A 26,761-nucleotide genomic window follows, 5' to 3' on the forward strand; every position below is an offset into this window, starting at 1 on the left:
GACATGGGCTTCTTGGATCGTCTGCTGAAAAAGGATTCCGCAGAGTCCGACTCCTCGATTGAGCCTCGCAAGCCAGCGAAGGAGAAGCCGGCGGAGTTCTTCCTCGATGCAGATTCCTCATCCTCACTGGGGGATGTGAACTACATGCGGGAGTCGAAAACGATTCGCCGCACCTTCCCCGGCACGGCTGCCAGCCCCGGAACGAAGGAACAGATCATGGAGGTGGCTGCCGAAACCGAGAAGCTTGAGAAGCGCAGCGAAGGCCTTGGCGGGGTCGTCAAGAAGGAAGAATCCGTCAACATCACAGCCGGCATTCCCAAGCCGGTGAAGAAAACCTTTGCTGAACAGGTGAGCACGAAGGAGATGAGCCAGCGCCTCAAGGGCACGGCTATCACCGGGGTTAATACCCCTGCTGCGGCTGATGCAGCTCCTGTTGGTCGCAAGGAAGAGCTGAAGGCCCCGGCGGAACCGACGGCCAAGGTTGGCTCCGCGGCACCATCGTCCAAGCCTGGATCAATCGATCCCTTCCGTCAGATGGTCCGCGATCTCAACAAATAGGGCTGCCCCGTTCAATCTTGGCTTCGCTGCTGTTCACCAGCCGTTGCAGCAGCTGCAACTGTTCAGCAGTTGCGGTACCCCAGAGGCCTCGATTCGAGGCTTCCAAAAGTCGTTCCGCCATATCCCTAAGCACCCAGGGATTGCTGGTGCTTAGGAACTCCTGGATCCTGGGCTGGTTCAACCACTGGTCACAGAGTGCTCCGTAACACCAATCGGGTACACGATCGGTGGAGGCGTCATAGGCGAACAGGTAATCAAGACTGGCCCCCATCTCGAAGGCCCCCTTGTAGCCGTGTTGCATCATTCCCTCGATCCAGCGGGGATTGAGCATCCGGCTGCGCATCACCTTGTCGATTTCTTTCTCGAGATGGTGCATCCGAGGCCGTTCATGGCGTGAGTGATCCCCAAACCACAGCTGCGGACGCGCCCCGGACACCTCTTCCACGGCTGCACTCAGCCCACCCTGGAACTGGTAATAGTCGTCTGAATCGAGCAGATCATGCTCGCGGTTGTCCTGGTTGTGCAGAACCACCTGCACCCTGCCCAGTGCCTGCTCGAGTCCGGAGCGATCAAGGCTGGGAGCGTCGGAGCCGTCATAGGACCACTGACTCCAGCTGAGGAAAGCCTGCGCGAGGTCTGAGCGTGACTCCCAGCTGCCACTGTCGATCAGGGCCTGAAGACCGGCTCCATAGGCACCTGGGGCTGATCCATAGATGCGGCCCTGGGGTCCCCCTTCACGGGTCAGACCCGCCAGAGGATTGACTGAGTCCGGTTCATCGAGCACTGCGACCATCGACTGGGCTTGATGCACCCAGCCCACCAACTGGGGAAAGGCATCGCGGAACAGTCCAGAGATGCGCAGCACCACATCCACCCGCGGGCGACCCAGCAATCGAGCCGGAATGACCTCGAGATCCACCAACCGACGGGTGGGGCCATCCCAGACCGGCCGAACACCGATCAGGGCCAGCAGTTGGGCGATGTCTTCTCCGCCATTGCGCATCGTGGCAGTTCCCCAGACCGATAAAGCCATATGGCGCAATGGCTCCCCTTGCTCCAGCAGATGAAGGTCCAGCAGCTGCTCCGCTGACCGACGCCCGAGATCCCAGGCCGCTTCCGTGGGCAAACCCCGTAGGTCGACCGAATAAAAATTTCGGCCCGTGGGAAGCACATCGGGACGTCCACGACTCGGAGCTCCTGAGGGTCCCGCTGCTATGCGGTGGCCTTGAATGCCCCGCAAGAAGGCCGATTTTTCGGCGCCGGCACAACCGTTCAAGCGGGGCCAGAGCTCGTTGCGGAGGTTGAACAGGCAGCGATCATCCGGGTCCCAGTTCTTGAAGGGTTCGGCCAGCCCGTCGCTTCGTTCTCCGTGGACAACCTGTCGAATCAACAGAAGCGCCTGCTGCTCAAGCCAGTCACAGCCATCTCCGACCCGACGGCAATCCGAGCCGCCCAGCCTGCTTAGCCGGTTCTGGTCGGTCTCAGACAGCCGCTCACCTTCATCCTGTTGCCAGGGGTCGAACGCCAGGCTCGCTTGCTGGGCCATGGCCTGCAGCAACCCTGGCTGCCCTTGCCGGGGCGGGCGGGCGAGTGCGATCAGCAGTTCATCGGCTGCGGCGGCAGAAGGAGCGACGCCGAACCGATGCAGCCCGGTGCGGATCTGCGATTCCTTGAGTTCGCAGAGATAGGTCTCTGCCTGATCCAGGCAGGTCTCCAGGAGTTCCGGTTGACGTCGAAGCTCCTCCCCGCTGGGAATTCCAGGCCAGTTGAGGGTCAGCAAGGTGGCATGAACCGACTGTTCCAGCACCCGCGCCCGTTCACCCCCGAGCTGACGAACCTCCACCAGTTCATCGAGAAGCCCTTCTAAGCGCTGCAATGGTCCATGCAGCCCAGCACGGCCGAGAGGAGGTGTGAGGTGGTCCAGAACGACGGCGTGACCACGTCGTTTGGCCTGGGAGCCTTCTCCGGGGTCGTTGACGATGAAGGGATAGAGGTGGGGGATGGGACCCAGGGCCAGATCGGGGCCGCAGCTCTCGCTCAGTCCCACCGATTTGCCCGGCAACCATTCGGCACTGCCGTGTTTTCCCACATGCAACATCACCTGGGTCTGATGCACCTGGCGTAGCCAGAGGTATTGGGCCAGATAACGGTGCGGTGGTGGAAGATCTGGTGAATGAAGATCAGCGATCTGATCAGCGTCGTAACCACGATCCGGTTGGATCAACACCAGCACGTGGCCGAAGCGCAGCCCGTGAATCGCAAAACCCTTGCTTCCGTCCAGATCGCAGGCGCTCTCCGGCGGTCCCCATCGGGATTCGATCAAGCGTCGTGCCGGCTCAGGAATTGTGCTCCACCAGTCCAAATAGATGGCAAGGGGAAGATGATCCAGCGGCGGTCGGTTCTGCCCCTCCGGTGCATTGGTCCGTCCGGCCAGCAGCTGTTGCATCAAGGCATCGCCCGTGCTTGGCAAAGACTCCGTCCCGAGGCCATAGCCCGCTTCCGCCAGCCAGGTGAGCATCCGCCACGTGCTGTCAGGAGTGTCGAGACCGACGCCATTGGCAACACGGCCATCCCGGACGGGATAGTTGGCCAGAACCATGGCGATACGACGGTCAGCGCATGGCGTCTGGCGCAGCTCGATCCAGCGGCGGCTGTGCTCTGCAAGCCATCCAATCCCCCTTGAATCGGGCTCTAGGCAGGGAATGGCTGTGGCTAGAGGTCCGGTGGCCTTCCGGTGGTCACGAAAAGCGCACGGGCGCGTGGTGATCCGCGCATCCAGTTCCGGCATCACAACCTGCAGCGAAAGATCCATCGGATTGAGCCCTTGGCTGCTCTCCAGCCACTGGGCACGGCTGCGGCTGCTGCTGAGCAGCTGCAACACCGGTCGATCCAGGCGATCCCAGAGCGGACTGCCCAAGCCGGCTTGTTCCGCCTGGACCGAGGCAAAAGACGTGCCTGCAATGACGAGCTCTGCCCGTTGCTGCAGGAGCAGGTCATGCACTCCGGCCTGGACTGCGGGGTCTCGCAAGCTGCTGACCCAGAGCAGACAGGGTCGCAGTCCCTGCCTCCGCAGGGCGTCATTCAAGGCATCCGCCAGGGCGAGATCACCTGCTTGAAACTGGGCTCTGTAGAGCACCACTCCCACCGTGGCACCGGATTCATCCCGCCAGTCCCAGGGCATGGGGTCAGGGCATGGCACCACCGCAATGCTCTTTGGGGACGGTGGGCTGCCGTCAAGCAGGGCCTCGAGGCATCGCAGCAGTTGGCCCATGTTCTCGATACCTCCCTCCCGCAGTAGTGCCGACAGCTGATCAGCTAGTTCAGGGCTGCAGGAGCCAAGTCCATGGAGTTCGTTGGTTTGGTCGGCGGTTCCAGCCAGGACGATCAATTCCCGTTGCGGTGCATCACTGCACCATCGCTGCAGCTGCTCGAACCCGTAGCTCCAGTGCCCACGGCTTCCCAGCAGTCGAACCACAATCAACCGAGCCGCCTGGGCAGTGGTATTGAGGTAGTGGTCCAGCTGAGCTGGGTGTTCGAGACAACTCAGGGGCAACGCGCGGATCCGCTCGTTCCAGGCCGGGGTGAGTGGAAGGCAGGCGTCGAGGCAACTGATATCTGTGCCGGCGCTGGTCAAGAACAGCACATCTGCGCCTGGCTGCTCGACGAGCACCACGTCTTCGGGTGGGTCCAGACCCGGACAGGTGGCAAGACGATGCATGGCTCCATTCTCCGTCTCGTGGTGCCCGGTGGTGAGAAGATTCAGCGATCGGATTCATCAAGGTGATGCATCAGTTCCTGCCCTATGCCTGGTTCCAGGGCCAGTGCGTTCCCTTCGAGGAGGCCAGGATCTCCATCGCCACCCACGCCCTGCACTACGGCACCGGAGCGTTCGGCGGGATGCGGGCCATTCCCGATCCGCAGAACAGCGACACGATGCTGTTGTTTCGCGCTGATCGGCATGCACGCCGCTTGAGCCAGAGCGCCAGGTTGCTGCTGACTGATCTGAGTGAGGAGACAATCCTCTCCGCACTCACCGCAATGCTGAGGGCCAACAAGCCTGACCAGCCGATCTATCTGAGGCCCTTCGTTTACACCAGTGATCTGGGCATCGCTCCGCGACTGCACAACATTGAGACCGATTTCCTGATCTACGGACTCCCCCTGGGGGATTACCTCTCCCCGGAAGGGGTGAGCTGCAGGATCAGCAGCTGGACCCGCCAGGAGGATCGCTCGCTGCCGTTGCGCGGCAAAATCTCCGGCGCTTACATCACCAGTTCGCTAGCCAAGACGGAGGCCGTACAGAGCGGTTTCGACGAGGCCCTGCTGCTGAACAGCCGCGGCAAGATCAGCGAAGCCAGCGGCATGAATCTTTTCCTGGTGCGCGATGGCCAACTGATTACGCCTGGGGTCGATCAGGACATCCTCGAGGGGATCACCCGCGCCAGCGTGATTGAGCTGGCGAAAGCGATGGAGATCCCTGTGATCGAGCGGCCGGTCGACAAAACCGAGTTGTTCATCGCCGATGAAGTGTTTCTGTCAGGCACGGCCGCCAAGGTGACGCCGATTCGGCAGATCGAATCCACGGTTCTGAACGCCGAGCGTCCCGTGATGAATGCTTTGAAGACCAAGCTTGTGGCCATCACCGAAGGTCTGGACCCCGCCTATGAGCACTGGGTGAACCGTATTCCGATCGCCTGAAGTTCGTCCTGAGCTTTTCCTAAGATTAGGTGTCTTCCCGGGAGTGAACGGAATGGTGGTGGCGCAGGCAACCCGGCAACTCACCACCTCCCGCTTCCTGGACCATCTACACGGTCCCGACAGGCCTGTTCTGGTGTTCGACGGTGCAACAGGCACCAGCCTTCAGGACCTAGGTCTCACGGCTGACGATTTCGGTGGGCCAGACCTGGAGGGTTGCAATGAAAACCTCGCCGTCACCAAACCGGACGCGGTCAAGGCTGTGCACCGCAAGTTCCTGGAGGTGGGCTGCGATGTCATCGAGACCGACACCTTTGGTGCGGCATCCATCGTTCTGGCGGAGTACGGCCTTGAGGACAAGGCCTTTGAGCTGAACAAACGGGCGGCGGAGCTGGCCCGGGAGATCGCCGATGAATTCAGCACCTCTGACAAACCCCGATTTGTGGCTGGGTCCATGGGACCAACCACCAAGCTGCCCACCCTGGGCCACATCGACTTCGACACGATGCGGGCCTCGTTCCGCGAGCAAGCCGAGGGCCTGATTGCCGGCAACGTCGACCTGTTCATTGTTGAGACGTGTCAAGACGTGCTGCAGATCAAGGCAGCTCTGCAGGGCATTGAAGAGGCATTTGAGGCCACCGGTGAGCGGCGGGCGCTGATGGTGTCGGTGACCATGGAAACCACTGGGACCATGCTCGTCGGCACGGACATCGCAGCGGTGGTGTCGATCCTGGAGCCCTTCCCAATCGACATCCTCGGTCTGAACTGCGCCACCGGGCCCGAGCAGATGAAGGAGCACATTCGCTACCTCTCGGAGCATTCCCCCTTCACCGTCAGCTGTATTCCCAATGCTGGTCTTCCGGAAAACATTGGTGGTGTGGCTCATTACCGCCTGACCCCTGTGGAGTTGAAGATGCAGTTGATGCACTTCGTTGAAGATCTCGGGGTGCAGGTGATCGGTGGCTGCTGCGGCACCACTCCCGCCCACATCGGCAGCCTGGCAGAACTTGCTCAGGAGCTCAAGCCAGCGGAACGCCCCTCCCGCTGGAACTGCGCCACGGCTGAGGACGTTCGCCCCAGCCTCAACTATGAACCGGCCGCATCATCGATTTACGGCGTCACGCCGTATTACCAGGACAACTCTTTTCTGATCATTGGCGAACGGCTCAATGCCAGCGGCAGCCGCAAGGTGCGTGAACTGCTGGCGGAGGAGGACTGGGACGGTTTGGTGTCGGTGGCCCGCGGCCAGGTGAAGGAGAACGCCCACGTGCTCGATGTCAACGTCGACTATGTCGGTCGCGATGGCGAACGGGACATGCATGCGCTGGTGAGTCGTCTGGTCACCAACGTCAACCTTCCCCTGATGCTCGACTCCACTGAGTGGCAGAAGATGGAGGCTGGCCTGAAGGTGGCTGGTGGTAAATGCATCCTCAATTCCACCAACTACGAAGACGGCGATGAGCGCTTCTTCAAGGTGCTTGAACTGGCCCGGCGCTACGGCGCTGCCGTGGTCGTCGGCACGATCGATGAAGACGGAATGGCCAGAACGGCTGAGAAGAAGTTCGCGATCGCCCAACGGGCCTATCGCGACGCCCTTGAATTCGGCATCCCGGCCCACGAGATCTTCTACGACCCTCTGGCGCTGCCCATCTCCACTGGCATTGAGGAAGATCGCCTGAATGGCCGGGCGACCGTCGATTCCATTCGAATGATCCGGGAGAACCTCCCAGGCGTTCACGTGGTGCTGGGGGTCAGCAATGTGAGTTTCGGCCTGTCACCGGCGGCACGGATCACCCTCAACTCGGTGTTCTTGCACGACTGCTGCCAAGCCGGCATGGATGCGGCCATCGTCAGCCCCGCCAAGATTCTTCCGCTGATCAAGATCAGCGAAGACCACCAGAAAGTCTGTCGTGATCTGATCAACGACAACCGGCGCTTTGACGACGGCATCTGCGTTTACGACCCGCTCACCGAGCTCACCACGCTGTTTGAGGGCGTCAGCACCAAAGAAGCCCGGGCGTCAGGCCCCTCATTGGCGGATCTTCCAATCGAGGAACGGCTGAAGCAACACATCATTGATGGGGAACGCATCGGCCTGGAACCGTCTCTCAATGAGGCGCTGCAGACCTATCCCCCCCTGCAGATCATCAACACCTTCCTGCTTGATGGCATGAAGGTGGTGGGTGAGCTGTTTGGCAGTGGCCAGATGCAGCTTCCCTTCGTGCTGCAAAGCGCCGAGACGATGAAATCCGCAGTGGCTCATCTGGAGCCGTACATGGAACAGATTGAAGGGGAGAGCACCAGCAAGGGCAAGTTTCTGATCGCCACGGTGAAAGGCGATGTGCACGACATCGGCAAGAACCTTGTCGACATCATCCTCACCAACAACGGCTATGAGGTGATCAACCTGGGGATCAAGCAGAGCTGTGAAGCCATCGTTGAAGCCCAGCGCGAGCACCAGGCCGATTGCATTGCTATGAGCGGACTGCTGGTGAAGTCCACGGCCTTCATGAAGGACAACCTCCAGGCCTTCAATGATGCAGAAATCGATGTTCCTGTGATCCTTGGCGGTGCGGCGCTGACGCCACGCTTTGTTCAGAAGGATTGCCGCGAGGTTTACGACGGCAAGGTGATCTACGGACGAGATGCCTTCGCTGATCTGCGCTTTATGGACGCGTTGATGGATGCCAAGCGGAACGACAACTGGACCAACTCCAAGGGATTCCTGGCAGACGCACCTCAGGGCGTTGGCTTGGATGAAGAATCAAAACTCTCTGAGGAGGCTGTCGAGCCTTCCGCCTCCGCTACGGATGCTCCAGCAGCGGATTTGCCTCCCGTCACCTCAGATCGATCTGACGCTGTCCCCGCTGAAGCCGCACCGAAGCCGCCCTTCCTGGGGTCTGCTGTGATCACCGAAGACGACATCGACATTGCCGAGGTCTTTGACTACCTCGACCGCAATGCCCTGTTCGCCGGTCAGTGGATGCTACGCAAAACGAAGGAGCAGAGCCGGGACGATTACGAGGCGATGCTGGCTGAGAAGGCGGAGCCGGTGTTGCAGGAGTGGATGCAGCGCTGCATCGACGAGTCACTCTTGACCCCGCGGGCGGTTTACGGCTACTTCCCTGTGGGGCGCGATGGGAACAGCCTCAGGGTGTTCGATGCCGATGGCACAAGGGAACTAGGCCGATTTGATCTGCCCCGTCAACGGTCCGGCAACCGCTACTGCATCGCCGATTTCTTCAATGATCTGGATTTTGATGGACGCCCCACCGACGTGCTGCCCATGCAGGCCGTGACCATGGGACAGAAGGCGTCTGTCGTGGCGCAAGACTTGTTCAAGGGCGATCGCTACAGCGACTACCTGTACTTCCATGGTCTTGCCGTTCAGATGGCTGAGGCGATGGCGGAGTGGGTGCACGCGCGGATGCGTGCGGAACTCGGCTTTGCTGATCCCGACGGCATGGTGCTGCGGGATGTTCTGGCTCAGCGTTATCGCGGAAGTCGCTATTCCTTCGGATATCCCGCCTGCCCCAATGTGGCCGATTCCAGGCAGCAGTTGGCGTGGCTCGATGCCGAACGGATCGGCCTCACGATGGACGCCAGCGACCAGCTCGAACCGGAGCAGAGCACCACAGCACTCGTAGCTCTTCATTCGCAAGCTCGGTACTTCAGCGCCTGAGCCAAGCAGGACGTCCCATAACCTGAGGCGCCCTGTTCTGTTCACCATGGCCATTGCCGGACCTGATGGTGTTGATGCCGCCATCAAGGCGGGTGTTGATCTGGATGGAAGTCCAATTCCCGAAGCAATGCTCGCTCTCTACAACCAGGTGATGGATCTTGAGAGTCAGCGTGCTCGTAGTGGTGTTGTTAAGTCGATGCGCAACCGGGTGGTCAAGACCGGAGCCAAGCATTTCGACCAGGAGACTCTGAATCAGAGGCTGCAGGAGGCCGGATGGGAGGGTCTGAAGGACAAAGAGATCGCCTTCTTCTACGGATGATTCCGGACTGATGGAGAGACTGCCTCTGCCTGACTCAGTCCTGGCAGAGCTTCTCCATCGTGTCGATCACCTCCTGCTGAAACGACTCCAGGGCGCTGGACTCACTCAGATCAAGGCCTTCCCCTGCGGCGTTCTGGGCCAGGTCCTGGAAATGAAAAGCTCCCTCTCCATTGGCAAGGAACTCGATCGGTGAGCTTTCGCCGCTCTCGCGAAATGCATCGCAGAGCGCCAGAAACGCAGCGTCTTCAGTGAACTCCCAATCCATCGAGTGGACATGACTGAATGACCTTTAACCCGCTCCCCTAGGGGTTCGTCAACCGTCTGGAATCAAAATGTGCCAGTCCTTGGGCAGACTCCCCTTCTCTCCAGCAGTCAGATGTCCAGCAATAGCCCCGAATTTTCACCGGCCAGCAACGTTCTCGGGGAACCGCTTCAGAGTTGCAGTTGCGAGCCGATGACGGGCTGGTATCGCAATGGTCTCTGCCAAACCGATCCAACGGATCACGGCCAGCACAGCATCTGCTGTGTGATGACCGAACAGTTTCTCCGTTACAGCAAGGCCCAGGGCAATGACCTGATGACCCCAGTGCCAGCGTTTCAATTCCCCGGGTTGAAACCTGGGGATCACTGGTGTGTTTGTGCACCGCGATGGAAACAGGCCTATGAAGACGGCGTTGCGCCCCTAGTCCGGTTAGAGGCGACAGAAGACACAGCTCTGAACGTGGTCAGCCTCGAGCAGCTGAAGCAACACGCTCACCAGTCGATCGACTGACCATCCCAAGCGAGAAAGCTTCCTGACTTGGCTGGGGTCTGTTGAAGCAGCACCTCCACCAACTGCCGGGCAGCTCGCTCGGGTGTGAACAACTTCTCTGGGGCGACAAAGCTCTGGAACGGACGAGACAACGCTGTGTCCGTTGTGCCCGGATGCAACAGGCTGACTGTGGCCAGGGGCCAGCGGCGGGACCATTCAATGCTCAGAGAGCGCAGAAGCTGGTTCTGCGCCGCTTTAGCAGCCCTATAGCCGTACCAGCCGCCACTGCGGTTATCACCAATGCTGCCCACCCGGGCACTCAGGCTGGCGAAATGGAATGGTTGATCCCGCTCCAGTAGAGGTTCAATCGCTTTGGCCAGGAGGATCGGAGCAATGGCATTGATTCCGAATTGCTGCTCCAACTGGAAGCGGTCGACCTGTTGAAGACGTTTTTCTGGATGAAGCTCAGGTCCGTGCAGACGGCCGGCGCAGTTGAAGACCAACCTCAGGGGCAGCGTCTGTGTACGCAGCGTTGCGGCCAGACCGTCCAGATCGCTGTCGTTCTCGATGTCCAAACGCAGCGAGCAGGCTGATGGCCCATGACGTCCAGCCGTCAGAACCTTGAGGCCAGGACAGGACCGCCTCAGTTCCGCCGCGACCGCCGAACCGATGCCACCAGGACCGACCACCAAGGCCAGGCCAACCCAATCGGTCGAGGACGCTTCGACCATGTGATCTTGCTGCGGAGTGGAGACCGTCTAACGGAAATCGGGCATCATCGGCTGCAAGCTCCGTCGAGCACCTTTGGTGGCGAATCGAAGTCGTTACTGGCCCCCTGCAGCGCTCGGAGCTCTGTTCATGGCCGCCTTGGTGGGCTGGCTTGCACGACCTCTCCCTCAGCAAGCCGACCAGAAGCCTCTCAGCCTGCTTGAGCTGCTCGAGGATGATTCAACCGACGCTGGCGCAGCCCCATCCAGAACGGCGGCCGTTCAAACACCTAAAAACGTCGTTCCCAAGGTGCCACTGGGGGCTGAAGCCGTTCCACTGGACATCCGAGTTGGTCTGGTCAGCCAGACGCCGGTCACAGCTTTCTGGCCGGGTCGCAACGTCCTGTGTCGCAACCATGCGGGCTCCGTGGTCCCTGCCCAGCAGTTGGGCAGCACAATCGCTTCATCCACCCAACAGGAGATTCACTGCTCCGGAGGGCACGTTCAGATCAATCAACAGCGCTATCTGGGGGATGTATCTCTGCTCAAAAGCCAACGTGATTGGCTCGCCGTGATTTCCCTGGATTTGGAAACCTATGTGGCCTCGGTTGTCGGTGCAGAAATGCCCAGCCAGTGGCACCGAGAGGCCTTGAAGGCACAAGCTGTGGCAGCACGCTCCTATGCCCTGGCGCATCTTGCAAGACCAGCAACAACGGCATATCACTTGGGCGACACGACTCGCTGGCAGGTGTACTCGGGTGAGACAAGCACCACCCAGGCCAGTCGATCAGCTACTTGGGAAACCCGAGGGATCATCCTCAGTTACGCCGGTGGCATTGTGGAAAGCCTGTATGCATCTAACGAGCAAGTCAGTGCTGAAGCCCATGGCCATCTCGGCGCAAGCATGAGTCAAACCGGGGCCCAGCAACTCGCCCGTCAAGGACTCTCCTTCAATGCAATTCTTGGCAGGTACTACACAGGAGCCTCACTGGCACGGTTGAAACGGCATGACCAGTGAACTGCTCCGACAAGCGAATGGCGTTGCGGCTGAGGCGAAAGCATCCGGAGCTTTGGTTCCGCTCAAGACCTCGCTAACGCACCTGATGGGAGAGGGAGGCACCAGCTTTGAGCTGCGCCATCTCCTTAGCGCAACACCAAAACACTTGCGAGCCGCAGGCCCCAAGCCAAATCCTTTCCTCCCCTGGGATCAACGGCTGGAGGTGGAACGGATCGGCGATTCGCACGTGGTGATTCTGAACAAATATCCGGTTCAGTCCGCCCACATGCTGCTGATAACCCAGACCTGGCAACCCCAAACCGGTTGGTTGTCCCTTGACGATTGGCGTGCCGTCGCCTTGGTCGATGCAACAACCACTGGATTGTGGTTTTTCAATAGCGGTCCCAATGCTGGCGCCAGTCAGCCGCATCGCCATCTGCAGTTGTTACCTCGAGCAGCAGGGGAACCGATTTGCGCAAGGCAAGATTGGTTCCGACGTTGTGCTGCAGATCCAACGGCCCTGGCGGATGACCCTCTGTTCCGGAGCAGTCGTGTTGCACCGCTCACTTCACCCCTGACAGGTGAAAAGCTCCACCGGATCTATCTTTCGCTTGCGGGAGAACTCGGGCTGGGATCCCCGTCAAACGACAGCTGTCCAAGGGGTGCCTATAACTTTCTGCTGTCACGCCAATGGATGGCCATTGTTCGGCGTCAAACAGAAGGCATTCGCGGTTTCAGCGTCAATGCCCTCGGTTTTGCTGGGTCCTTGCTGAGTACCGATGAATCCGATCGTGAATGGATTCATCGATCAGGGCCAGAAGCCCTGCTTCGCGCTGTTGTTGAAGCGGTCTGAAGTCAGTGAGTCAAAGAGGCTCAGGCCTTGGCCTTTGCTTTCTCCAACTGACTGATAATCACGTCGCGATAGTCGGAAGCCAAGTCGTGAAATCCCTGTTCAATCAAACCGGCGATGACGTCGATGGCTTCGTCTTCGCACTCGGGAATCAGCACCACCCCACGATTACGACCGAGGATCATCTTCTGAATGATCGATTGCATTTTGCGTGGTTTTCCTGAGGGGTCGGCAAGAACCTCCTCGGCAGGTATGAACCGAGCACGGTGTTGATTTTTGGAATTGATCTGTGCGATGAAAAGATACTGATTTCCGTTGATTTCTACCAATCCTCTGAATTCTGAGAGCTTGTCGCTGGCATCAACACAACAGAAATTGTTGTTCTGTGATGGTGATTTGCCATCAAAGCCACGAATTCTCGAGATCGTCGCGTCGGCTTCGAAGGATTCTTGACCCAGGCGGGTCACCAGCAATTCACAGATGGCGCGCTGATTCAAGACCACAAAGAAATGATCTCCATTAGACCCGTTCTCAGTGCCCCGCTTTGTAGTGAGTGGAACAGGTCTCAAGGAGTCCCGAATGGAGTTTGTGCCGTGGTGGCACGGATGCCAAGGCTTACCCCGCTCTGCCAAGGCTGGAGATGAGATCGACTCGCATCCTTTGAACAAGAAATGCCTCCAGCGTTGGAACCGTCAGATTCAGGACAACTTGCATCTGGTCCGTCCCATTGCGCGTCATTACGCCCTGCAAACAGGCCTCGAGCAAGATGATCTGCTGCAGGTGGGCTGTCTCGGACTGATCAAGGCTTCAAACCGATTTGAAACCAAGCGAGGAACGACATTCCCCAGCTTCGCTAAACCGCATATCCGGGGAGCCATTCTTCACTTTCTACGGGACAAGGTTGGTGTAATCCGCCTTCCAAGAGCCGTTGAGGAACGGGCCATGAGGATGCTGCGAAGCCCTGAAGGCTGCTTAAACGCTGCTGATGCTCTGGTCGTTCACCAGTACCGCAGCAAGCATCACTGGGTGGAGTTCATCGATGACCTGGTCGACGACACCCCGCAGGGAATCGAATTGGTCGCACGTTCAGAAGCGTGGCAGCGGGTTCGATCAATGTTCCTGAGGATTGGAACAGATGAACAACGTGTTCTGCAGATGGTTGTGATCGATGGAATGAGCCTTAGGCAGACAGCGCGACAACTCGGGATTTCAGCGATGACGGTTCAACGACGCGTCAAACGCGGCCTGCAAAGCCTCGCGAGCCAATTGAACGAAGATCAAGCTGGGGTTTGAGTGTCGCGGTCCATTTGTTCCTGGAGTGTCTTGATGGCGGCGTTCAGGGCCGAAAGTTGCCGTTCAGCACTATCCCTCCAAAAACGCAGCATCGACAGCTTCCGCTCCTGATGGTGCCGGCGCAAGGTTGCGTGATCAGTGGTGCCGCTGCAGCAGAAAGGAGGAAGCATGTCAGCAAAAGCAATCCCTTAGATCCTGACGGATTTTCAGACGTGATGCGACTCCTCAATCACTTGGCTCTCGCAGGAGGTGGACCTACGGTGTGGATTCACAACATCTGCACTGTGGTGTCGACGTCCAAGCGAACACCACAACACCACGCTTCATGAGTCTCAGACGAGTCCCAATATTGGTCTTGCTCTGCGTCTCGTTTGCGGGACTTGAGTTTGGTTCTCAGAGAAGGGGCGAGGCATACGTCGCCTTGATGGCTGGTCAGCGTGCACGCCCCTTAAACGGGACGTTTAACAACGTCCCGGTTCTGCATTCAAACCAGCCGGAGATTGTCACTGGTCCAGGGATTCTGGTGAACACAGCGCCCGGATCGGCCATCGCTGCTGAGTCCAACCAGCCGCTTCGCAACGCCGCTTACTCCTTCAACGGTGAGTTCGGCGTTCACATGCATCACAAGTACTACCCCCAGGACCTGTCAAAGCTTGGTGGACGTCGATCCAGGGGCTTGATGACCCTGGCTCTGATTGCAACGAATCCTGGATCGAAGCCAATCACGCTTCAATTCGACCGTGGTTCCGTCAAAAACAGTTTTGAGGCGCCGTATCACCCAAATCGCCTGATGGGGGTGAAGCCCCTGGGGAAGCGTCCCTGGAATACAGGACCGGGTGATGCCACTGCCGTTCAACTACTTCGCGGTGAATTAGACCGCAAACTGCCCGATCGTCTTGAGATACCCGCTGGAGGACGACGGGTCGTGGTATGTACCGTGCTGCCTGCCCGTGGCATCGCCAACGGTCTGTTGAGGGGACGCAGCAATGGTCCTTTCACCATGGCTGTCGTCGCTGCTGAGCAATCAGCACAGGATTCCGATCTCTTTGCGGTGCTGCAGTCAGGTCGCTTGGCGCCTGGACGGATTTATCTCAACCGTATTCGTGAAATCCAGCTGGGCAGGGTCTTCTCGCGCGTGGCTGGAGTGGCTCTCGGCGATGCCTACAAGGCCCAGATCCACCATGATCTCGGTCAGGGGGCACTCCATGTTCCCCTTACCAGTACGAAGCGGCATCACTTCGGCACGCGCGACATTCAGGTCAATCCATTAACAACGCGGATGGTGGATTCCGCTTTGAACAATGTTGGCACCTACGGCGTTCGTTACGACGTGACACTCAACCTTTCAGGTGCGGGCCCCCATCAACTGGTGCTCAGTCACCCGGTTGTTTCCGGAAAGAAAACGTTCACTGCCTTCCGTGGATCGCTGCAGATTGTTCAGGATCAGACGCTTCAGGAGGTCCACGTCGGCATGCGCTCAGGCGAGAGCCTGGCCCTGGCAGATCTCAACCTCGCTCCTGGAACAACAAAGGCTGTCAAGGTGAGTTTGGTCTACCCAGCTGATGCCACACCTGGCCACCTGCTGAGTGTTGTTCCTGTACAGCAACTGGCGATGCTTCACCGGCGCCAGCAGCAACAGCGTGACGCCCAGGTCAAACTCGCTGAAACCAAATCTCGCAAGGTGGGTCCCAAAACCGCACCGCCACAACCCCCGCTTACGCCTGTTGTTGTGAAGCCAGCTCCCATGCGGCAGAAACGCAACACCGCACCCCTTCCTTCGACGCCTGCGATCGTGCCTGCCACCAGTCCTCGTTACAGCGAGGTGATCCAATCGCAGCAGCAGTGGTTGCTTCAGCTGCAGGGTCGATAACCTTCGCTGAGCAGGACTGAACTTTTGAGCGGCGAGGACTCAAAACGTCAACGGATCTCTGTCGAGATGTCAGAGCCCATGGTCGAGTTGATTGACCAGCTCAAGGGTGAATACGGAGCACGCTCTCGGGGGCGTGTGCTCGAAATGCTTTTGCAGGATCTGCTCGATCCAGGCGATGGCAGCACAGGCCCTGAGGAAACATCCGTCAAGGACGAGGGTGAACCAGAGGCGACAACCAGCACTGATGAGATAACGAGTCTGGTATTGATTGGCTCCGGGAGTCTTCTCCACAATGCAGAACCGAGCCAACCTCCCGATTCCAGCGCACCTTCCGCCAACGTTTCTTCGGGCATTGATCTTCCAGGTTTCGTGAGCAAGCGAACCGGTCAGCTCAAAGCGACACTCCGGTCGCCGCAGCAACGAGATTCCGCTCAGAACGATCCCTTGGTTTCGACGGTTGATCCTTCTGATTTACGAGATGCCAGTGCTGCGGCTGAAGATCACTGGAGATCTCTGTATGGACAACCACCGGGCCCCACAGTGATCGAAGCCTCCATGACATGGCTAGCCCGCGACGTCTGGTCCAGCACTGACGCCAGTGATGGCCGGCCGTTCACCTGGTCTGCGGCCAATGCTGCTGTTGAGACGCTTTGTGCTGGCTGGGAGTCCCGTGACCCTTCCCTAGGCCGGGTGATGGCCGTTGCAGGTGCGCTTGAGGATCCATTCGCCACCTCATCCCTGGCGGAACGCATGCCGACGTTGATCCGCCGGTTTGTCAATCGTTTTCGTCGCAGCCGTCAGGTCACCTCCTTTGAAACTCTTGAGTCCACGATGACGGTCCACGGAGCGCTCAAGCTCTTAGGCCTGTCCACGCGAGCGGGCACAGCGGTGACCTTGAGCTCCATTCGGGATGCCTATAAACAGCGGGCCCTGGAAGAACATCCCGATGCAGGCGGATCAACCGATGCGATGCGTCGACTCAATGAGGCCTACCGACTGCTGCGCGAGCTGTACCGCAATCGCTAGCGCAATCGTCCAAGGCGAGACGCAAGCCTGGATCCTCAATGAGTCGCGTCTGAGACCTTTGCGCTACCCCTTTTCTTCCGCCCCATGGCTCCGAACAATCAACCAGGCACTGAGAGCCAGCATCACCACCGATCCACTGAGTGCCAGTAGATCGGTGGCATTTTTCACCTCAAAACCAATTGTCTTTTTGAACGCTGCGACAATCAGGCCGACAACAATCACGTTGGAGAGATTGTTTTTAAGGCTTTGCAGGCTGTTCACCGAAAGGATGTTGGTGTGTTGTTCAGAGCCTCCTTCAAGGCGTGGATCAAGGTCTGAAATCACCAATTCATAGATGCCATAGCCAAAGATGAGCAAGGCAATGCCGATGACGAAATAATCAACACCGCCCACCATCTGAGCGATGGTTTTGGCAGCGAAGCTTTGTGTGCTGAAGGGCATTCGCATGATCACGAGAAAAGCGTTAAAGACTTCAATCGCACCAATAACGAAGCAGCCGACGCTGCCGAGAAGGCTCAGCACGACGGGAACAATGCTGATCAGACGAAATTTCCAGATGAGCCGCTCAAACCGCCTTTCAATCCAACGGGCGACCATGGGAAATTCGCAGCAGCCTCCACGGCTAGCACAGAACACAAAACGAACTCACTTGTCTCACGCGTGACTCATTGCCAGTCTCGCCTCATGTCTTATGCGCGAGGCTTGCTAATTAATAAGATCCCAAAAAGCTGTTTTTTTATTGGATCATCCCTGAGATGGATTGCAAACCATTCCAGCGAACAATAGTTCCGTTTGTCGTTCGTCCATGTCCAGTCCAGCTCTTGTGCGCAAGTTGCTAGAAGCATTGATTGCAGCCGTTTTGAGGCTCGCGTACCTGCTGTAGACACAGGTACGCGAGTTTTTTGTCCTGAATTTCGAGTTTTGGGGCCTATTCATGTGTCTCTCGATTCCCGTACTGGAATTATTGCAAGACTCGTGCTGCGGCTTGATCAAGACAACTGAGACCGCTCTGCTGACTTATTGATCTCAGCCACGTCTCGTGGTGAGTCTTGTGCTTTGTCTTAAAAGAGACCGCTGGGCATTAAAAAACCGGGCTTAAACGCCCGGTTTTAAGTGATGAGGATCCTTGGATTAGGTTGACGTTTGCATCCCTTGAATCAGGTAGTCGAAATAAGGCGACGTGAGCTTCACCTGCTGTTCCGACAAAAGTGCCAGGGAGGCGTCCTTCATGCACTTGATGGCTTCCACCATGCCTGGCATCGGAACACCCAGGCTGTTGTACATCTCGCGTGCGCCCACCAAGCCGATCTCCTGGATCATTTCGGTGCTACCCGCAAGGACTCCGTAGGTGACCAAGCGCAGGTACCAGCTGTAGTCACGCAGGCACTGGGCGCGCTGACGTTGACCGTAGGCATTGCCGCCGGGGGCGACGTACTCCGGCTTACGACCAAACAACTGCTTGGCAGATTCGTCGACGATCTTCTTTTCGTTCTCGGTCAGAACCTTGACCACGGACACGCGCATGGCGCCTTGGTCAAGGAAATCCACCATCGTGCGGAGTTCGCCACTGGTGGGATACCGCAGATCGTCATCGGCCTGGAGGATGAGATCCCGGACAACGCTCATGGAACTGGGCAGGCTTCGTGGAGTTTAGTGGTCTCGACCCGTTCACCCGACCCAACTCCGCCCGGGTGTTACGCCATTGCAATGGCAGGGAACCTTGAGCATGACCTACGCCGACAGCTCGAACAGCAGTGAACCGCGGCCGGGGCTCACCATCGAGGTGGAATCTGTTGACCTCGACCGTGACGGAAAAGGACTGGCCCGTTGGAACAACTGGGTGATTGTCGTGCCTGATCTCCTGCCAGGGGAGCGTGCCACGGTTCAACTCCAGCAACGCCAACGTTCCCGCTGGCTGAGCCGACGCGTTGAGCTGATCTCCGTCTCCGAGGTTCGGCGCCGTCCCCCTTGCATCCTTGCTGACGACTGTGGTGGCTGCACACTTCAACGTCTCGATGATCCAGCTCAGACCCGTTGGAAAGAGCAGCAGATCCAGCAGACCATGCAGCGGATTGGAGGAATCAACCTTGCACCCGCGGCTCCCTTGGTTGATGCCGACCGTTGCTTCGGCTATCGCAACCGAGCCCTGATTCCTTTGAAGCGAGACCAGAACGGACGCCTGAAAGCTGGATACTTCCGTCCCAGGTCCCACAAGATTGTCAATCTGAATCACTGTCCGGTGCTTGATCCACGTCTGGATGCACTGTTGGAACCCATTAAAAAAGACCTTGATGCAGGGGGTTGGCCGGCCGACCATGACCTCATCGATGCCCAAGGTTTGCGTCATCTCGGCCTTCGTTTGGCCAGCGCCACTGGCGATGTGTTGATCACTCTGATCAGCAGCCATGGCCAACTTCCTGGACTCCAGGACCTTGCCCAGACTTGGGTTCAGCGATGGCCTGAGGTGAAGGGTGTCTGCCTGAACCTTCAACCGAAGGCCAACAATCTCGTTCTCGGTCGAACGACCCACTGCCTCGCCGGTTCGTCGACCATCGAGGAACAGTTCTGCGGCATCAAGCTTTCCCTGAGCAGCACCACCTTTGTTCAGGTGAACACATCACAAGCGGAACGCATTGTTCAGCGGCTGACTGACTGGCTGTCGTTTCAATGTGATGGCGGAACCGTGGTCGATGCCTACTGCGGTGTCGGAACCATTGCTCTACCCCTGGCAAAGGCTGGCTTTCATGTTCAGGGTTTGGAATTGAATCCCGACTCTGTGGAGCAGGCTCGGCTGAACGCCATGCACAACGGCCTTTCCTCACGCTGTGAATTTCATCCAGGTGATGTGGCGGATTTGCTCACCTCTCAGCTTGAGAACTGCCAAGCCCTCGTTCTGGATCCACCCCGACGGGGCCTCGATCGCCGCGTGGTAGCCAGCATTCTTGAGCAACCTCCCGCAGTGCTGGCTTACCTCAGTTGTGATCCCGCCACCCAGGCAAGGGATCTCAAAGAACTTCTTGCACCATCAGGCCCCTACGAGCTGGAAACTCTTCAGCCCGTTGATTTCTTCCCCCAAACAACTCACCTTGAGTCGTTGGCGCTGATGAAGCGAATCAGCTCCTGAGCTCGGCCTGAAACTGCTTGCTTAAAGCAGCCCGCACCTTGTCGTGCACCGGCTGGATTTTGTCGTCAGTCAAGGTTTCGTTCTTGCCGCGATAGCGCAGACGAAAGGCCTGGCTGACCTTGTTATCACCGAGTTGCGCACCTTCAAACCGATCCACCAACTCCACCTGCTCCAGCAGAGGCTTGCCCGCTTTGCGGATGGCTTGAATCAGGTCCGCAGCTGCACTGGAACGATCGACGACGACGGCAAGATCCCGCTCACTGAAGGGCACGGTTGGGTATGCCTTGAAGGACGGGGTCCAGCGGTTGCTGCGGGTGGCGGCATCCAACAGACGCGTCAGATCAAGTTCAAACAGATATGTCGCTTCGGGAAGATCCAGCTCCTCAGCCAGGGCAGGGTGGAGTTGACCGAAACAGCCGAGGGGACGACCCTCCAGGACCAGGGTGGCGGCCCGGCCGGGATGCAGTCGTGGATCGTCAGATAAGCGACGATCAGACAGCTCAAGTTGCAGGGTTTCCATCACCCGGGTCAGAACACCACGGGCCTGGAAATAGTCCGGTGCCTGTGGCTTCCCACTGGTTCTCCAGATGGAGAGGCGGCGATCTCCGCAAATCACGCCACCGAGTACAGCTGTTTGGTTCACCGCTTCAGCTGATCCGCTGTAGGTGTTGCCGATCTCGAAGACGGAACACCCGCGCTGGGATGCCTTCAGGTTGCGCACGCAGATCTGAAGATGTTCCTCCCAGAGATTGGTGCGCAGATGGCTGGTATCGGCCAACAAAGGGTTACTGATGGCTATGCGCTGTTCTTGCTCTGAACTCGGAACAAGCGACAGGGTGGTCACTTCCTGAAGGCCCGTCGCACAGAACAGCTGCCGTAAGCGCCGTTCCGCCTGCTGGCGCGGTGTCAGTACACCTGGTTCCAGCGGATCAGGCAGATGAGTTCCGAAACGGTCGAAGCCGACCAGACGCGCCACTTCTTCAATCAGATCCACTTCACGCTGCAGGTCTTGGCGTCTTGAGGGTGGCGCTATGACCTGCCACCCCTCGTCAAGGGCTGAGAGTTGACAGCCCAGGGCTGTCAAACAGGTCTCGATGCTGCGGTCGTCCAGATCTTCAGCGCCGTCCGGCCCGACGAGAGGGCCAAGCAGTTGATGCAGTGCATTGCGCCGCAACATCACTGGTGCGGGTTCAGCGGGACCATCCCCACCAACCCAGCGACCCGTCTCGGTGCAGGCGAACTCCTCCTTTAACAATGCAGAGGCCCGAGCTGAACAAGCCAGGGTCATCTCTACGGGCAAGCCTTTTTCGTAACGGCTGCTGGCATCCGTGCGCAACCCGAGGGCCCGGGCCGACTGGCGAACCCGCGGTGGTGCAAACAGGGCGGATTCCAGCCAGATCTTCCGTGTCTGGGCGGTCACGCCACTCTCGAGACTCCCCATCACCCCCGCGACGGCCACAGGACGGTCATGACAGGTGACGACCTGAACGCGGCTGTCGAGGCTGCGCTTCTGATCATCCAGACCCACAAAGTTTTCCCCATCACGAGCGGGACGGACAGCAAAACTCTGGGCATCCACCGGTTGCCCTGTTAGTTGTTCCAGCGCATCGGCATCAAAGGCGTGGAGGGGCTGCCCCTGCTCCAGCATCACCAGATTGGTGACGTCGACCACCGCATTCACGCTGTTCACACCACCGCGCTCAAGCCGCTGCTGCAACCAGGTCGGTGACTGCTTGGAGCCATCCACGCCCTCGATCCTGGTGATCGAGTAAAAACAGCCATCCATGTCCGTGGTCAGCGGTGTGGTGCTGGGATCAAGATCCAGCTGGGGCAGGCTCAAGCTCCCACCGGTCAGGGCCGCCACCTCGCGAGCAATACCCACCATGGACAGGCCGTCGGGGCGATTGGCGGTGATCGCCAGCTCCAAGACGGTGTCATCAAGGCCCAGCAGTGGCGCCACTGGTGCACCCGTCGCAGGCAGCGTTGCCTGGAGCTCATCAAGGATGGCAATGCCGTTGGATTGCTCCGTCAGGCCCAGTTCCGTCAGGGAGCAGATCATCCCGTTGCTGGCAACTCCGCGGAGTTCTCCGGCCTTGATCGTCAAGCCAACGGCCGGGAGGGTCGCTCCGACCATGGCGACTGGAACATGAATGCCGGCGCGAACGTTGCTGGCACCACAGACGATCTGGATCGGCTCCTGGGCACCGACATCGACGCTGCAGACGCTGAGCTTGTCGGCATTGGGGTGTTTGTCCCGTTCGAGCACATGGCCGACCACCACGCCCTGGGCGCGCGCGCTGAGGTCATCAACGTCGTCCACCTCAAAGCCCGCCATGGAGAGACGCTCCGACAGATCGTCCACGGATTCATTCACCTGGACCAGCTGTTTCAGCCAGGAGATGGATACCCGCATCGGATCAAAGCCAGACAGCGAGTGATCTTAGGAAGTCCCCCTTGGAGTGCTGCTCAGTGCCTGTCGGGTCAGGGGGTAAGCTCGATGTTTGTCAATTCGCTTCGCACCTGCGGCGCAACGTCCTTTATGGCCAAGAACAAGGGCGTCCGGATCGTGATCACTCTCGAGTGCACCGAATGCCGGTCCAATCCCGCCAAGCGTTCACCCGGCGTGTCTCGCTACACGACGGAAAAGAACCGCCGGAACACCACCGAACGGCTGGAGATCAAAAAGTTCTGTCCCCACTGCAACAAGTCCACGCTCCACAAGGAGATCAAGTGACCTTGCAGGTCCGTCTTTCCTCCATCCGTTCCTGAGTCATGTCCAGCTCCTTTTTCAAGAAGCGTCTCTCGCCGATCAAGCCCGGTGATCCCATCGATTACAAAGATGTGGATCTTCTCAAGAAGTTCATCACCGAGCGGGGCAAGATCCTTCCCCGTCGCCTCACCGGTTTGACCGCTAAACAGCAGCGCGATCTCACCAACGCCGTCAAGCGTGCACGCATCGTTGCCCTTCTGCCGTTCGTGAACCCCGAAGGTTGAACCTCGGGCGTTGAGCAACTCCATCCAACCCGGAGACACCGTCGCGGTTGTTCTCAAGGGTTCCCCACTCATCGGCCGTCTTCTGTCCATCAAGGGCAGCAAGGCGGTTGTTTCTTTTGGCGGTCAACGTCGGGATCAGGGCCTCCCCCTGCGAGACCTAATTGCTATCGATCCGGATCATCTTTTCGATAACAGCGTTCTGCCCGCCCCCGAGCAGGTGCAGGACAGCGCCCCATCAGCCCGGGCTGTTGTTGAGGCCTGGCAGCTGCTTGAAACAGATCAACCAGGCGGAATGGCTCGACTCAGCCTCTGCGAACTGGGAGAGCTTGTACTGACACCCCTCAACCTCGAAGGTTTGGCAGCACTGTGGAGCTGGGTGCAGGGGTCCCAGCAGTTGTTCCGCTGGCGTCGAGACCGCTTACTCCAACCGCTGACCCTCGAGGAGCGTGCCAGCCAGCGGCGCCAGCGCCGTTCTGAGCGCCAAGCGCAAAGGAAGGAAGAACGGCAGCTCGAGTTGCTGCAGGCGGAGCGAGGCCTCAGCGACGATGAACGCCTCGAACTGGGCCAGGTTTGGGATGAGCGCTTCAGCCATTGGATTCATTTGCTGAAAGACAATCCCGCGTCAGTCAGCTCAGACCCCGAGCTTCAGCAATGGTCTACCCCGTTGTCGATCGGGTCGGACGCCGCCGATCTGCGGCACTGGTTGATCGTGCGTGGATTGCTCGATCCCAATCAACCGATCGCCCTGAGAGGCAGTGTCTGGTCCCGCAGCTTTCCCCACGACCTGGAGGCGGAAGCGGAACGTCTCGTTGCGCTCTCTGATGAGGATCAACCGGGGGATGAGCAACGCATCGACCTCACTCACCTGGCGACCTACAGCCTTGACGATGCGGGCACCCGTGAAATTGATGATGCGCTGTCACTCGAGCGGCGTGATGGATGCGATTGGATCTGGATCCATATCGCTGATCCCAGTCGTCTCATTGGTGCCGACTCTCCACTCGATCTGGAGGCCCGACGACGGGCCACCAGTCTCTACCTCGCCGATGGGGTCATGCCGATGCTGCCCCTCGTGTTGGCAGCTGGCCCCCTCAGCCTTCGTGCCGGTCAGCGATGCGCAGCACTGAGTGTCGCCGTCAGGCTTGGGGATGATGGTGCGGTGGTAGAGCACCGCATTGCGCGCAGCTGGATTCGACCCCGCTACGGACTGACCTATGCCGACGGTGATGAGCTCATCGATTTAGCTCCCCCTGGCGATGAGGCTCTCTCGGATCTGTCTCGACTGTTGCTGCAGCGAATGCGCTGGCGTCGTTCCAATGGGGCTGTGATGTTTGACCGGCCGGAAGGACGCTTTCGCCGCTGCGATGAATCGTTGTCACTGCAGGTGATTGACCCGTCACCATCCCGCTTGATGGTGAGTGAAGCGATGCTTCTGATGGGGGCAGTTGTGGCCAGCTTTGGGCAACAGCACGACCTCCCGCTCCCGTACCGCAGTCAACCTGCAGCGGAGTTGCCCTCCAGCGATGAACTCGATCGGATTCCAGAGGGTCCAGCACGCGATGCGGCGATCAAGCGTTGCTTGAGTCGCGGCGTACAGGGCACGCGACCGATGCCCCATTTCAGCCTCGGATTGGCCGCCTATGTGCAGGCGACATCACCGATCCGTCGTTACGCAGATCTCGTGACCCACCGGCAGATTCTTGCGCAGCTCTCTGCTGTTCAACCGATGGGGGAGGAGCGTCTTGGTGAACTGATCGACGATCTCGACGACCCTCTGCGCCAATCCATTCAGATCAGTCGAGAGGATCAACGCCACTGGCAGCAGGTGTGGTTCGCCGAGCGTCAAAGCACCGTTTGGTCAGCACAATTCCTGCGTTGGTTGCGCCCCCAGGATCGATTGGCCCTGGTTCATGTCAGCGACCTGGCGATGGATCTGGTGGGATGTGTCGCCTCAACAGACCCAGCGCCAGGCGACACTCTGGAGCTCAGGGTGGGTTGTGCTGATCCCGTGCGTGGGGAGTTGCAGCTTCTAATCGGTTAATCCAGAACTCCGGTGATCCGAACCCAGGGTCCCCATGGATTTTTGATCCCGCGCAGGTTCAGCCTCTGACCTGAGTGATCAGTGGAGGCAAGCCAGTGATGAATCGCTGGTTCCAGGGTGATGAGAGGCCAGCTTTCATCAGCGCTCTTCAACTCGTATCCCTCTGCGGCATTGCCAGTGAGCACGCCGTTTAAGGCGATCTCATGCCGCTGGTTCGGCGCTTGATTCAACCCTGGCTGGTTCAGATCTCTTGATGGCCGGCCTGCCAATTCGGCCCATGCATCCAGTTGATCCGGCTGAGCCAAGCCCTGCTTCTGGGCCTCCGCCCAGTGCGGATGCCAGTGGGGCCAGTCCCAGATCGGGAGCACTGCAGCCGGGGCTTGTGGCTCTTCAATCAGGGCTGACTGGATCTCATCGACCGCCAGATCGCCAATGGCACATCCCTGTCGAACGGACAGGGCCGCTGCAAGACCAGCCACCTGGCCCAGATTCAGAATCAACGGCTGCAACCGGGTTGCCCCGTTGGCCATGTGGCTAACGCTGACTCCTTTCTCCGCCATCACCAGGTTGGCAACGGAATCACAGATCAGGGCATCGAATGGGATGCAGAACGGGGTACCGCTCCAACGCCCTCCCCAGCGCACACTTTTCGGAGCCAGTGGCCAGTCTTCACCGGGATAGTGATGGTCATTGGCGTAGGTCCCCACAGCGATGCTGGTGCAGCGTCCCTTGGCATCGATCGGGATCGGTCCACGAAGGGCGCCCTTGGAGATCGGCAACAGGTCGCGTTCCGTCACCGTTGTTCTGCCGATCAAGCGCCGACTTTCACGCCAGTACGGCATCAAAGCCAGGCTGGGGTCTTCTCCAGGAAAGGCGTTGCCGGGGCCAATCCAACCGCCGCTGCATTCCGACAGCGCAGCGAGAAAATCCTTGCTGTGACGCTGCATCTCATGGGCCAGATCTTCGCGTTCCTGGGTATCGGCACTGATGGCCCGACCGAGTCCGTTGTGCCAGTCATTGCCCTTCAGGGGCCAGTTCACCATGACCAGGCCGCCCGGCAGACGGCCATAGGTGACAGTTTTTTCAAGGCCAAAATTGGCAGTGCTGCGCTGAAAGGGGGCCCGTGGAATTGCATTGAGGTGCTGCTGAGCGAGCTCCCCATGCAATTGCCCCATCACCACCCACGTCGGTGACTGAACCGGTTGGCGTTGGAAGAACGTCTGGTTCTCAAGCCTTGATTGCTCAGGTGCGCTGGGTTCATCCCAGAGCTCCTTGGCTTCCCAACCCCAACGGAAAGGGGCCGAAGTCTGGGCCAGCAGATCACCAAGGTCACTGCCATCAATAAAGACCTCCGCTGCAACCGTCTCGACGCCATCCGCTTTGAGGATCTGAACTGAGTGGATGTGGCCTTGACGGCAGTGGACTTGCTCCAGCCTGCAGTTGGCCCGCCACTCAAGCTTCGGCTCAGCCGCTACCCAACCTTGCAGGATCTGTTCCGCTGTCTGCGGTCGGTATCCGAAACAGCTCACCCAGTTGTGGTCCAGGCCCGTCGGTTCCTCCAGTTCCAGCTGTCGAAGAAAAGCGCCCCACAGTCCGGTCTGCCAGCAACTCAACTCATGGCCATCCGGAGCACAGACTCCAGCCGAGCTCACCATGCCTCCCAGCCATGGCCCTGGGGTGAGCAACGTCGTTACAGCCCCTGATCTCGCGCTTTGCAGAGCGGCTGCGACACCCCCGCAGCCGCCGCCCCAAACCACCACGTCGCGGTGCGTCATGGAAACGGGCTTTTGGAGTGGATCGCGATGGGCATGATCGTTAGAGTCTGGCGTCGCTGCGGTGCAGCGGAGTTCGAGT

Annotated in this window: 23 protein-coding genes; 14 read left to right on the forward strand and 9 right to left on the reverse strand. The window is 59.0% G+C overall.

The features are described 5' to 3' along the window. Positions 1 to 3 precede the first annotated feature (3 nt). Positions 4 to 558 (forward strand): hypothetical protein, encoded by a 555-nt coding sequence (locus tag FZZ92_RS03295; protein WP_226407188.1) that lies wholly within the window; start codon positions 4 to 6, stop codon positions 556 to 558. Here FZZ92_RS03295 and cobN read toward each other — a convergent pair. Further along, positions 548 to 4,276, reverse strand: coding sequence for a cobaltochelatase subunit CobN (cobN, locus tag FZZ92_RS03300; protein ID WP_226397624.1), 3,729 nt, complete (start codon positions 4,274 to 4,276; stop codon positions 548 to 550). The two genes, FZZ92_RS03295 and cobN, sit on opposite strands and share 11 nt — an antisense overlap. Positions 4,277 to 4,341: 65 nt before the next feature. On the opposite strand from cobN, the gene FZZ92_RS03305 reads away from it, so the two are divergent. The 3 genes from FZZ92_RS03305 to FZZ92_RS03315 are packed head-to-tail and all read left to right on the forward strand — an operon-like array spanning position 4,342 to position 9,254. Continuing rightward, positions 4,342 to 5,256 (forward strand): branched-chain amino acid transaminase, encoded by a 915-nt coding sequence (locus FZZ92_RS03305; RefSeq protein WP_226422560.1) that lies wholly within the window; start codon positions 4,342 to 4,344, stop codon positions 5,254 to 5,256. Between the two features lie 52 nt (positions 5,257 to 5,308). Then, positions 5,309 to 8,935 (forward strand): methionine synthase, encoded by a 3,627-nt coding sequence (gene metH, locus FZZ92_RS03310; protein WP_226422684.1) that lies wholly within the window; start codon positions 5,309 to 5,311, stop codon positions 8,933 to 8,935. A 46-nt stretch (positions 8,936 to 8,981) separates the two neighbouring features. Continuing rightward, positions 8,982 to 9,254, forward strand: a complete 273-nt coding sequence (locus tag FZZ92_RS03315) for a DUF4090 family protein (RefSeq protein ID WP_115023072.1) — start codon at positions 8,982 to 8,984, stop codon at positions 9,252 to 9,254. 34 nt (positions 9,255 to 9,288) lie between these two features. Here the strand turns inward: FZZ92_RS03315 and FZZ92_RS03320 are convergent, their stop codons facing one another. Beyond that, the gene (locus FZZ92_RS03320) at positions 9,289 to 9,519 is read right to left on the reverse strand and encodes a hypothetical protein (RefSeq protein WP_115023074.1); all 231 of its coding nucleotides are present in this window, start codon (positions 9,517 to 9,519) and stop codon (positions 9,289 to 9,291) included. 111 nt (positions 9,520 to 9,630) lie between these two features. Between FZZ92_RS03320 and FZZ92_RS03325 the strand changes: the two genes are divergently transcribed. After that, the gene (locus FZZ92_RS03325) at positions 9,631 to 10,026 is read left to right on the forward strand and encodes a DUF2237 family protein (protein WP_115023076.1); all 396 of its coding nucleotides are present in this window, start codon (positions 9,631 to 9,633) and stop codon (positions 10,024 to 10,026) included. On the opposite strand, the gene FZZ92_RS03330 is transcribed toward FZZ92_RS03325, so the two are convergent. Further along, the gene (locus FZZ92_RS03330) at positions 10,008 to 10,736 is read right to left on the reverse strand and encodes an SDR family NAD(P)-dependent oxidoreductase (RefSeq protein WP_226422561.1); all 729 of its coding nucleotides are present in this window, start codon (positions 10,734 to 10,736) and stop codon (positions 10,008 to 10,010) included. The genes FZZ92_RS03325 and FZZ92_RS03330 overlap by 19 nt on opposite strands. A gap of 76 nt (positions 10,737 to 10,812) precedes the next feature. Between FZZ92_RS03330 and FZZ92_RS03335 the strand changes: the two genes are divergently transcribed. Together FZZ92_RS03335 and FZZ92_RS03340 are read left to right on the forward strand one after the other, a co-directional pair. Continuing rightward, the gene (locus tag FZZ92_RS03335; RefSeq protein ID WP_226397627.1) at positions 10,813 to 11,730 is read left to right on the forward strand and encodes a SpoIID/LytB domain-containing protein; all 918 of its coding nucleotides are present in this window, start codon (positions 10,813 to 10,815) and stop codon (positions 11,728 to 11,730) included. Then, positions 11,720 to 12,562 (forward strand): DUF4922 domain-containing protein, encoded by an 843-nt coding sequence (locus FZZ92_RS03340; RefSeq protein WP_226422562.1) that lies wholly within the window; start codon positions 11,720 to 11,722, stop codon positions 12,560 to 12,562. The genes FZZ92_RS03335 and FZZ92_RS03340 overlap by 11 nt, the downstream gene beginning before the upstream one ends. A gap of 20 nt (positions 12,563 to 12,582) precedes the next feature. Here the strand turns inward: FZZ92_RS03340 and FZZ92_RS03345 are convergent, their stop codons facing one another. After that, positions 12,583 to 13,056, reverse strand: a complete 474-nt coding sequence (locus FZZ92_RS03345) for a hypothetical protein (protein ID WP_226397629.1) — start codon at positions 13,054 to 13,056, stop codon at positions 12,583 to 12,585. A 37-nt stretch (positions 13,057 to 13,093) separates the two neighbouring features. Between FZZ92_RS03345 and FZZ92_RS03350 the strand changes: the two genes are divergently transcribed. Next, positions 13,094 to 13,852 (forward strand): sigma-70 family RNA polymerase sigma factor, encoded by a 759-nt coding sequence (locus FZZ92_RS03350; RefSeq protein ID WP_226422563.1) that lies wholly within the window; start codon positions 13,094 to 13,096, stop codon positions 13,850 to 13,852. On the opposite strand, the gene FZZ92_RS03355 is transcribed toward FZZ92_RS03350, so the two are convergent. Then, positions 13,837 to 14,022 carry a hypothetical protein gene (locus FZZ92_RS03355; RefSeq protein WP_115023087.1) on the reverse strand — a complete coding sequence of 62 codons (186 nt, stop codon included), beginning with the start codon at positions 14,020 to 14,022 and terminating at the stop codon, positions 13,837 to 13,839. The two genes, FZZ92_RS03350 and FZZ92_RS03355, sit on opposite strands and share 16 nt — an antisense overlap. Positions 14,023 to 14,177: 155 nt before the next feature. Between FZZ92_RS03355 and FZZ92_RS03360 the strand changes: the two genes are divergently transcribed. Continuing rightward, entirely contained in the window at positions 14,178 to 15,722 is a 1,545-nt protein-coding gene (locus FZZ92_RS03360) for a DUF3370 domain-containing protein (protein WP_226422564.1), read from the forward strand. A gap of 78 nt (positions 15,723 to 15,800) precedes the next feature. Continuing rightward, positions 15,801 to 16,748 carry a molecular chaperone DnaJ gene (locus FZZ92_RS03365; protein WP_170952104.1) on the forward strand — a complete coding sequence of 316 codons (948 nt, stop codon included), beginning with the start codon at positions 15,801 to 15,803 and terminating at the stop codon, positions 16,746 to 16,748. A gap of 63 nt (positions 16,749 to 16,811) precedes the next feature. Here FZZ92_RS03365 and FZZ92_RS03370 read toward each other — a convergent pair whose 3' ends face one another. Both FZZ92_RS03370 and FZZ92_RS03375 read right to left on the reverse strand, forming a co-directional pair. Beyond that, positions 16,812 to 17,345 (reverse strand): YqhA family protein, encoded by a 534-nt coding sequence (locus FZZ92_RS03370; RefSeq protein ID WP_226422565.1) that lies wholly within the window; start codon positions 17,343 to 17,345, stop codon positions 16,812 to 16,814. 534 nt (positions 17,346 to 17,879) lie between these two features. Then, on the reverse strand, positions 17,880 to 18,374 hold the full coding sequence (locus FZZ92_RS03375) for an allophycocyanin subunit alpha-B (RefSeq protein ID WP_115023095.1): 495 nt from the start codon (positions 18,372 to 18,374) through the stop codon (positions 17,880 to 17,882). Between the two features lie 100 nt (positions 18,375 to 18,474). Here FZZ92_RS03375 and rlmD point away from each other — a divergent pair, with 100 nt between their 5' ends. After that, entirely contained in the window at positions 18,475 to 19,872 is a 1,398-nt protein-coding gene (gene rlmD / locus FZZ92_RS03380; RefSeq protein WP_226422566.1) for a 23S rRNA (uracil(1939)-C(5))-methyltransferase RlmD, read from the forward strand. Here the strand turns inward: rlmD and pheT are convergent. Beyond that, complete coding sequence (gene pheT / locus FZZ92_RS03385; RefSeq protein ID WP_226422567.1) at positions 19,862 to 22,285, reverse strand: phenylalanine--tRNA ligase subunit beta; 2,424 nt, start codon at positions 22,283 to 22,285, stop codon at positions 19,862 to 19,864. The genes rlmD and pheT overlap by 11 nt on opposite strands. Positions 22,286 to 22,411: 126 nt before the next feature. Between pheT and rpmG the strand changes: the two genes are divergently transcribed. From rpmG to FZZ92_RS03400, 3 genes are read left to right on the forward strand one after another with little or no spacing between them, the layout of a single operon-like run. After that, positions 22,412 to 22,606, forward strand: coding sequence for a 50S ribosomal protein L33 (gene rpmG, locus FZZ92_RS03390; RefSeq protein ID WP_006851071.1), 195 nt, complete (start codon positions 22,412 to 22,414; stop codon positions 22,604 to 22,606). Between the two features lie 38 nt (positions 22,607 to 22,644). Beyond that, entirely contained in the window at positions 22,645 to 22,866 is a 222-nt protein-coding gene (gene rpsR / locus FZZ92_RS03395; protein ID WP_006041316.1) for a 30S ribosomal protein S18, read from the forward strand. Positions 22,867 to 22,876: 10 nt separating this feature from the next. Then, complete coding sequence (locus FZZ92_RS03400) at positions 22,877 to 24,907, forward strand: ribonuclease catalytic domain-containing protein (protein WP_226422568.1); 2,031 nt, start codon at positions 22,877 to 22,879, stop codon at positions 24,905 to 24,907. Here the strand turns inward: FZZ92_RS03400 and FZZ92_RS03405 are convergent. Then, complete coding sequence (locus FZZ92_RS03405) at positions 24,904 to 26,682, reverse strand: FAD-dependent oxidoreductase (RefSeq protein ID WP_226422569.1); 1,779 nt, start codon at positions 26,680 to 26,682, stop codon at positions 24,904 to 24,906. The two genes, FZZ92_RS03400 and FZZ92_RS03405, sit on opposite strands and share 4 nt — an antisense overlap. Between the last annotated feature and the right edge of the window lie 79 nt (positions 26,683 to 26,761).

This window comes from Synechococcus sp. MU1611, assembly GCF_020514255.1.
Taxonomy (GTDB): Bacteria; Cyanobacteriota; Cyanobacteriia; order PCC-6307; family Cyanobiaceae; genus Parasynechococcus.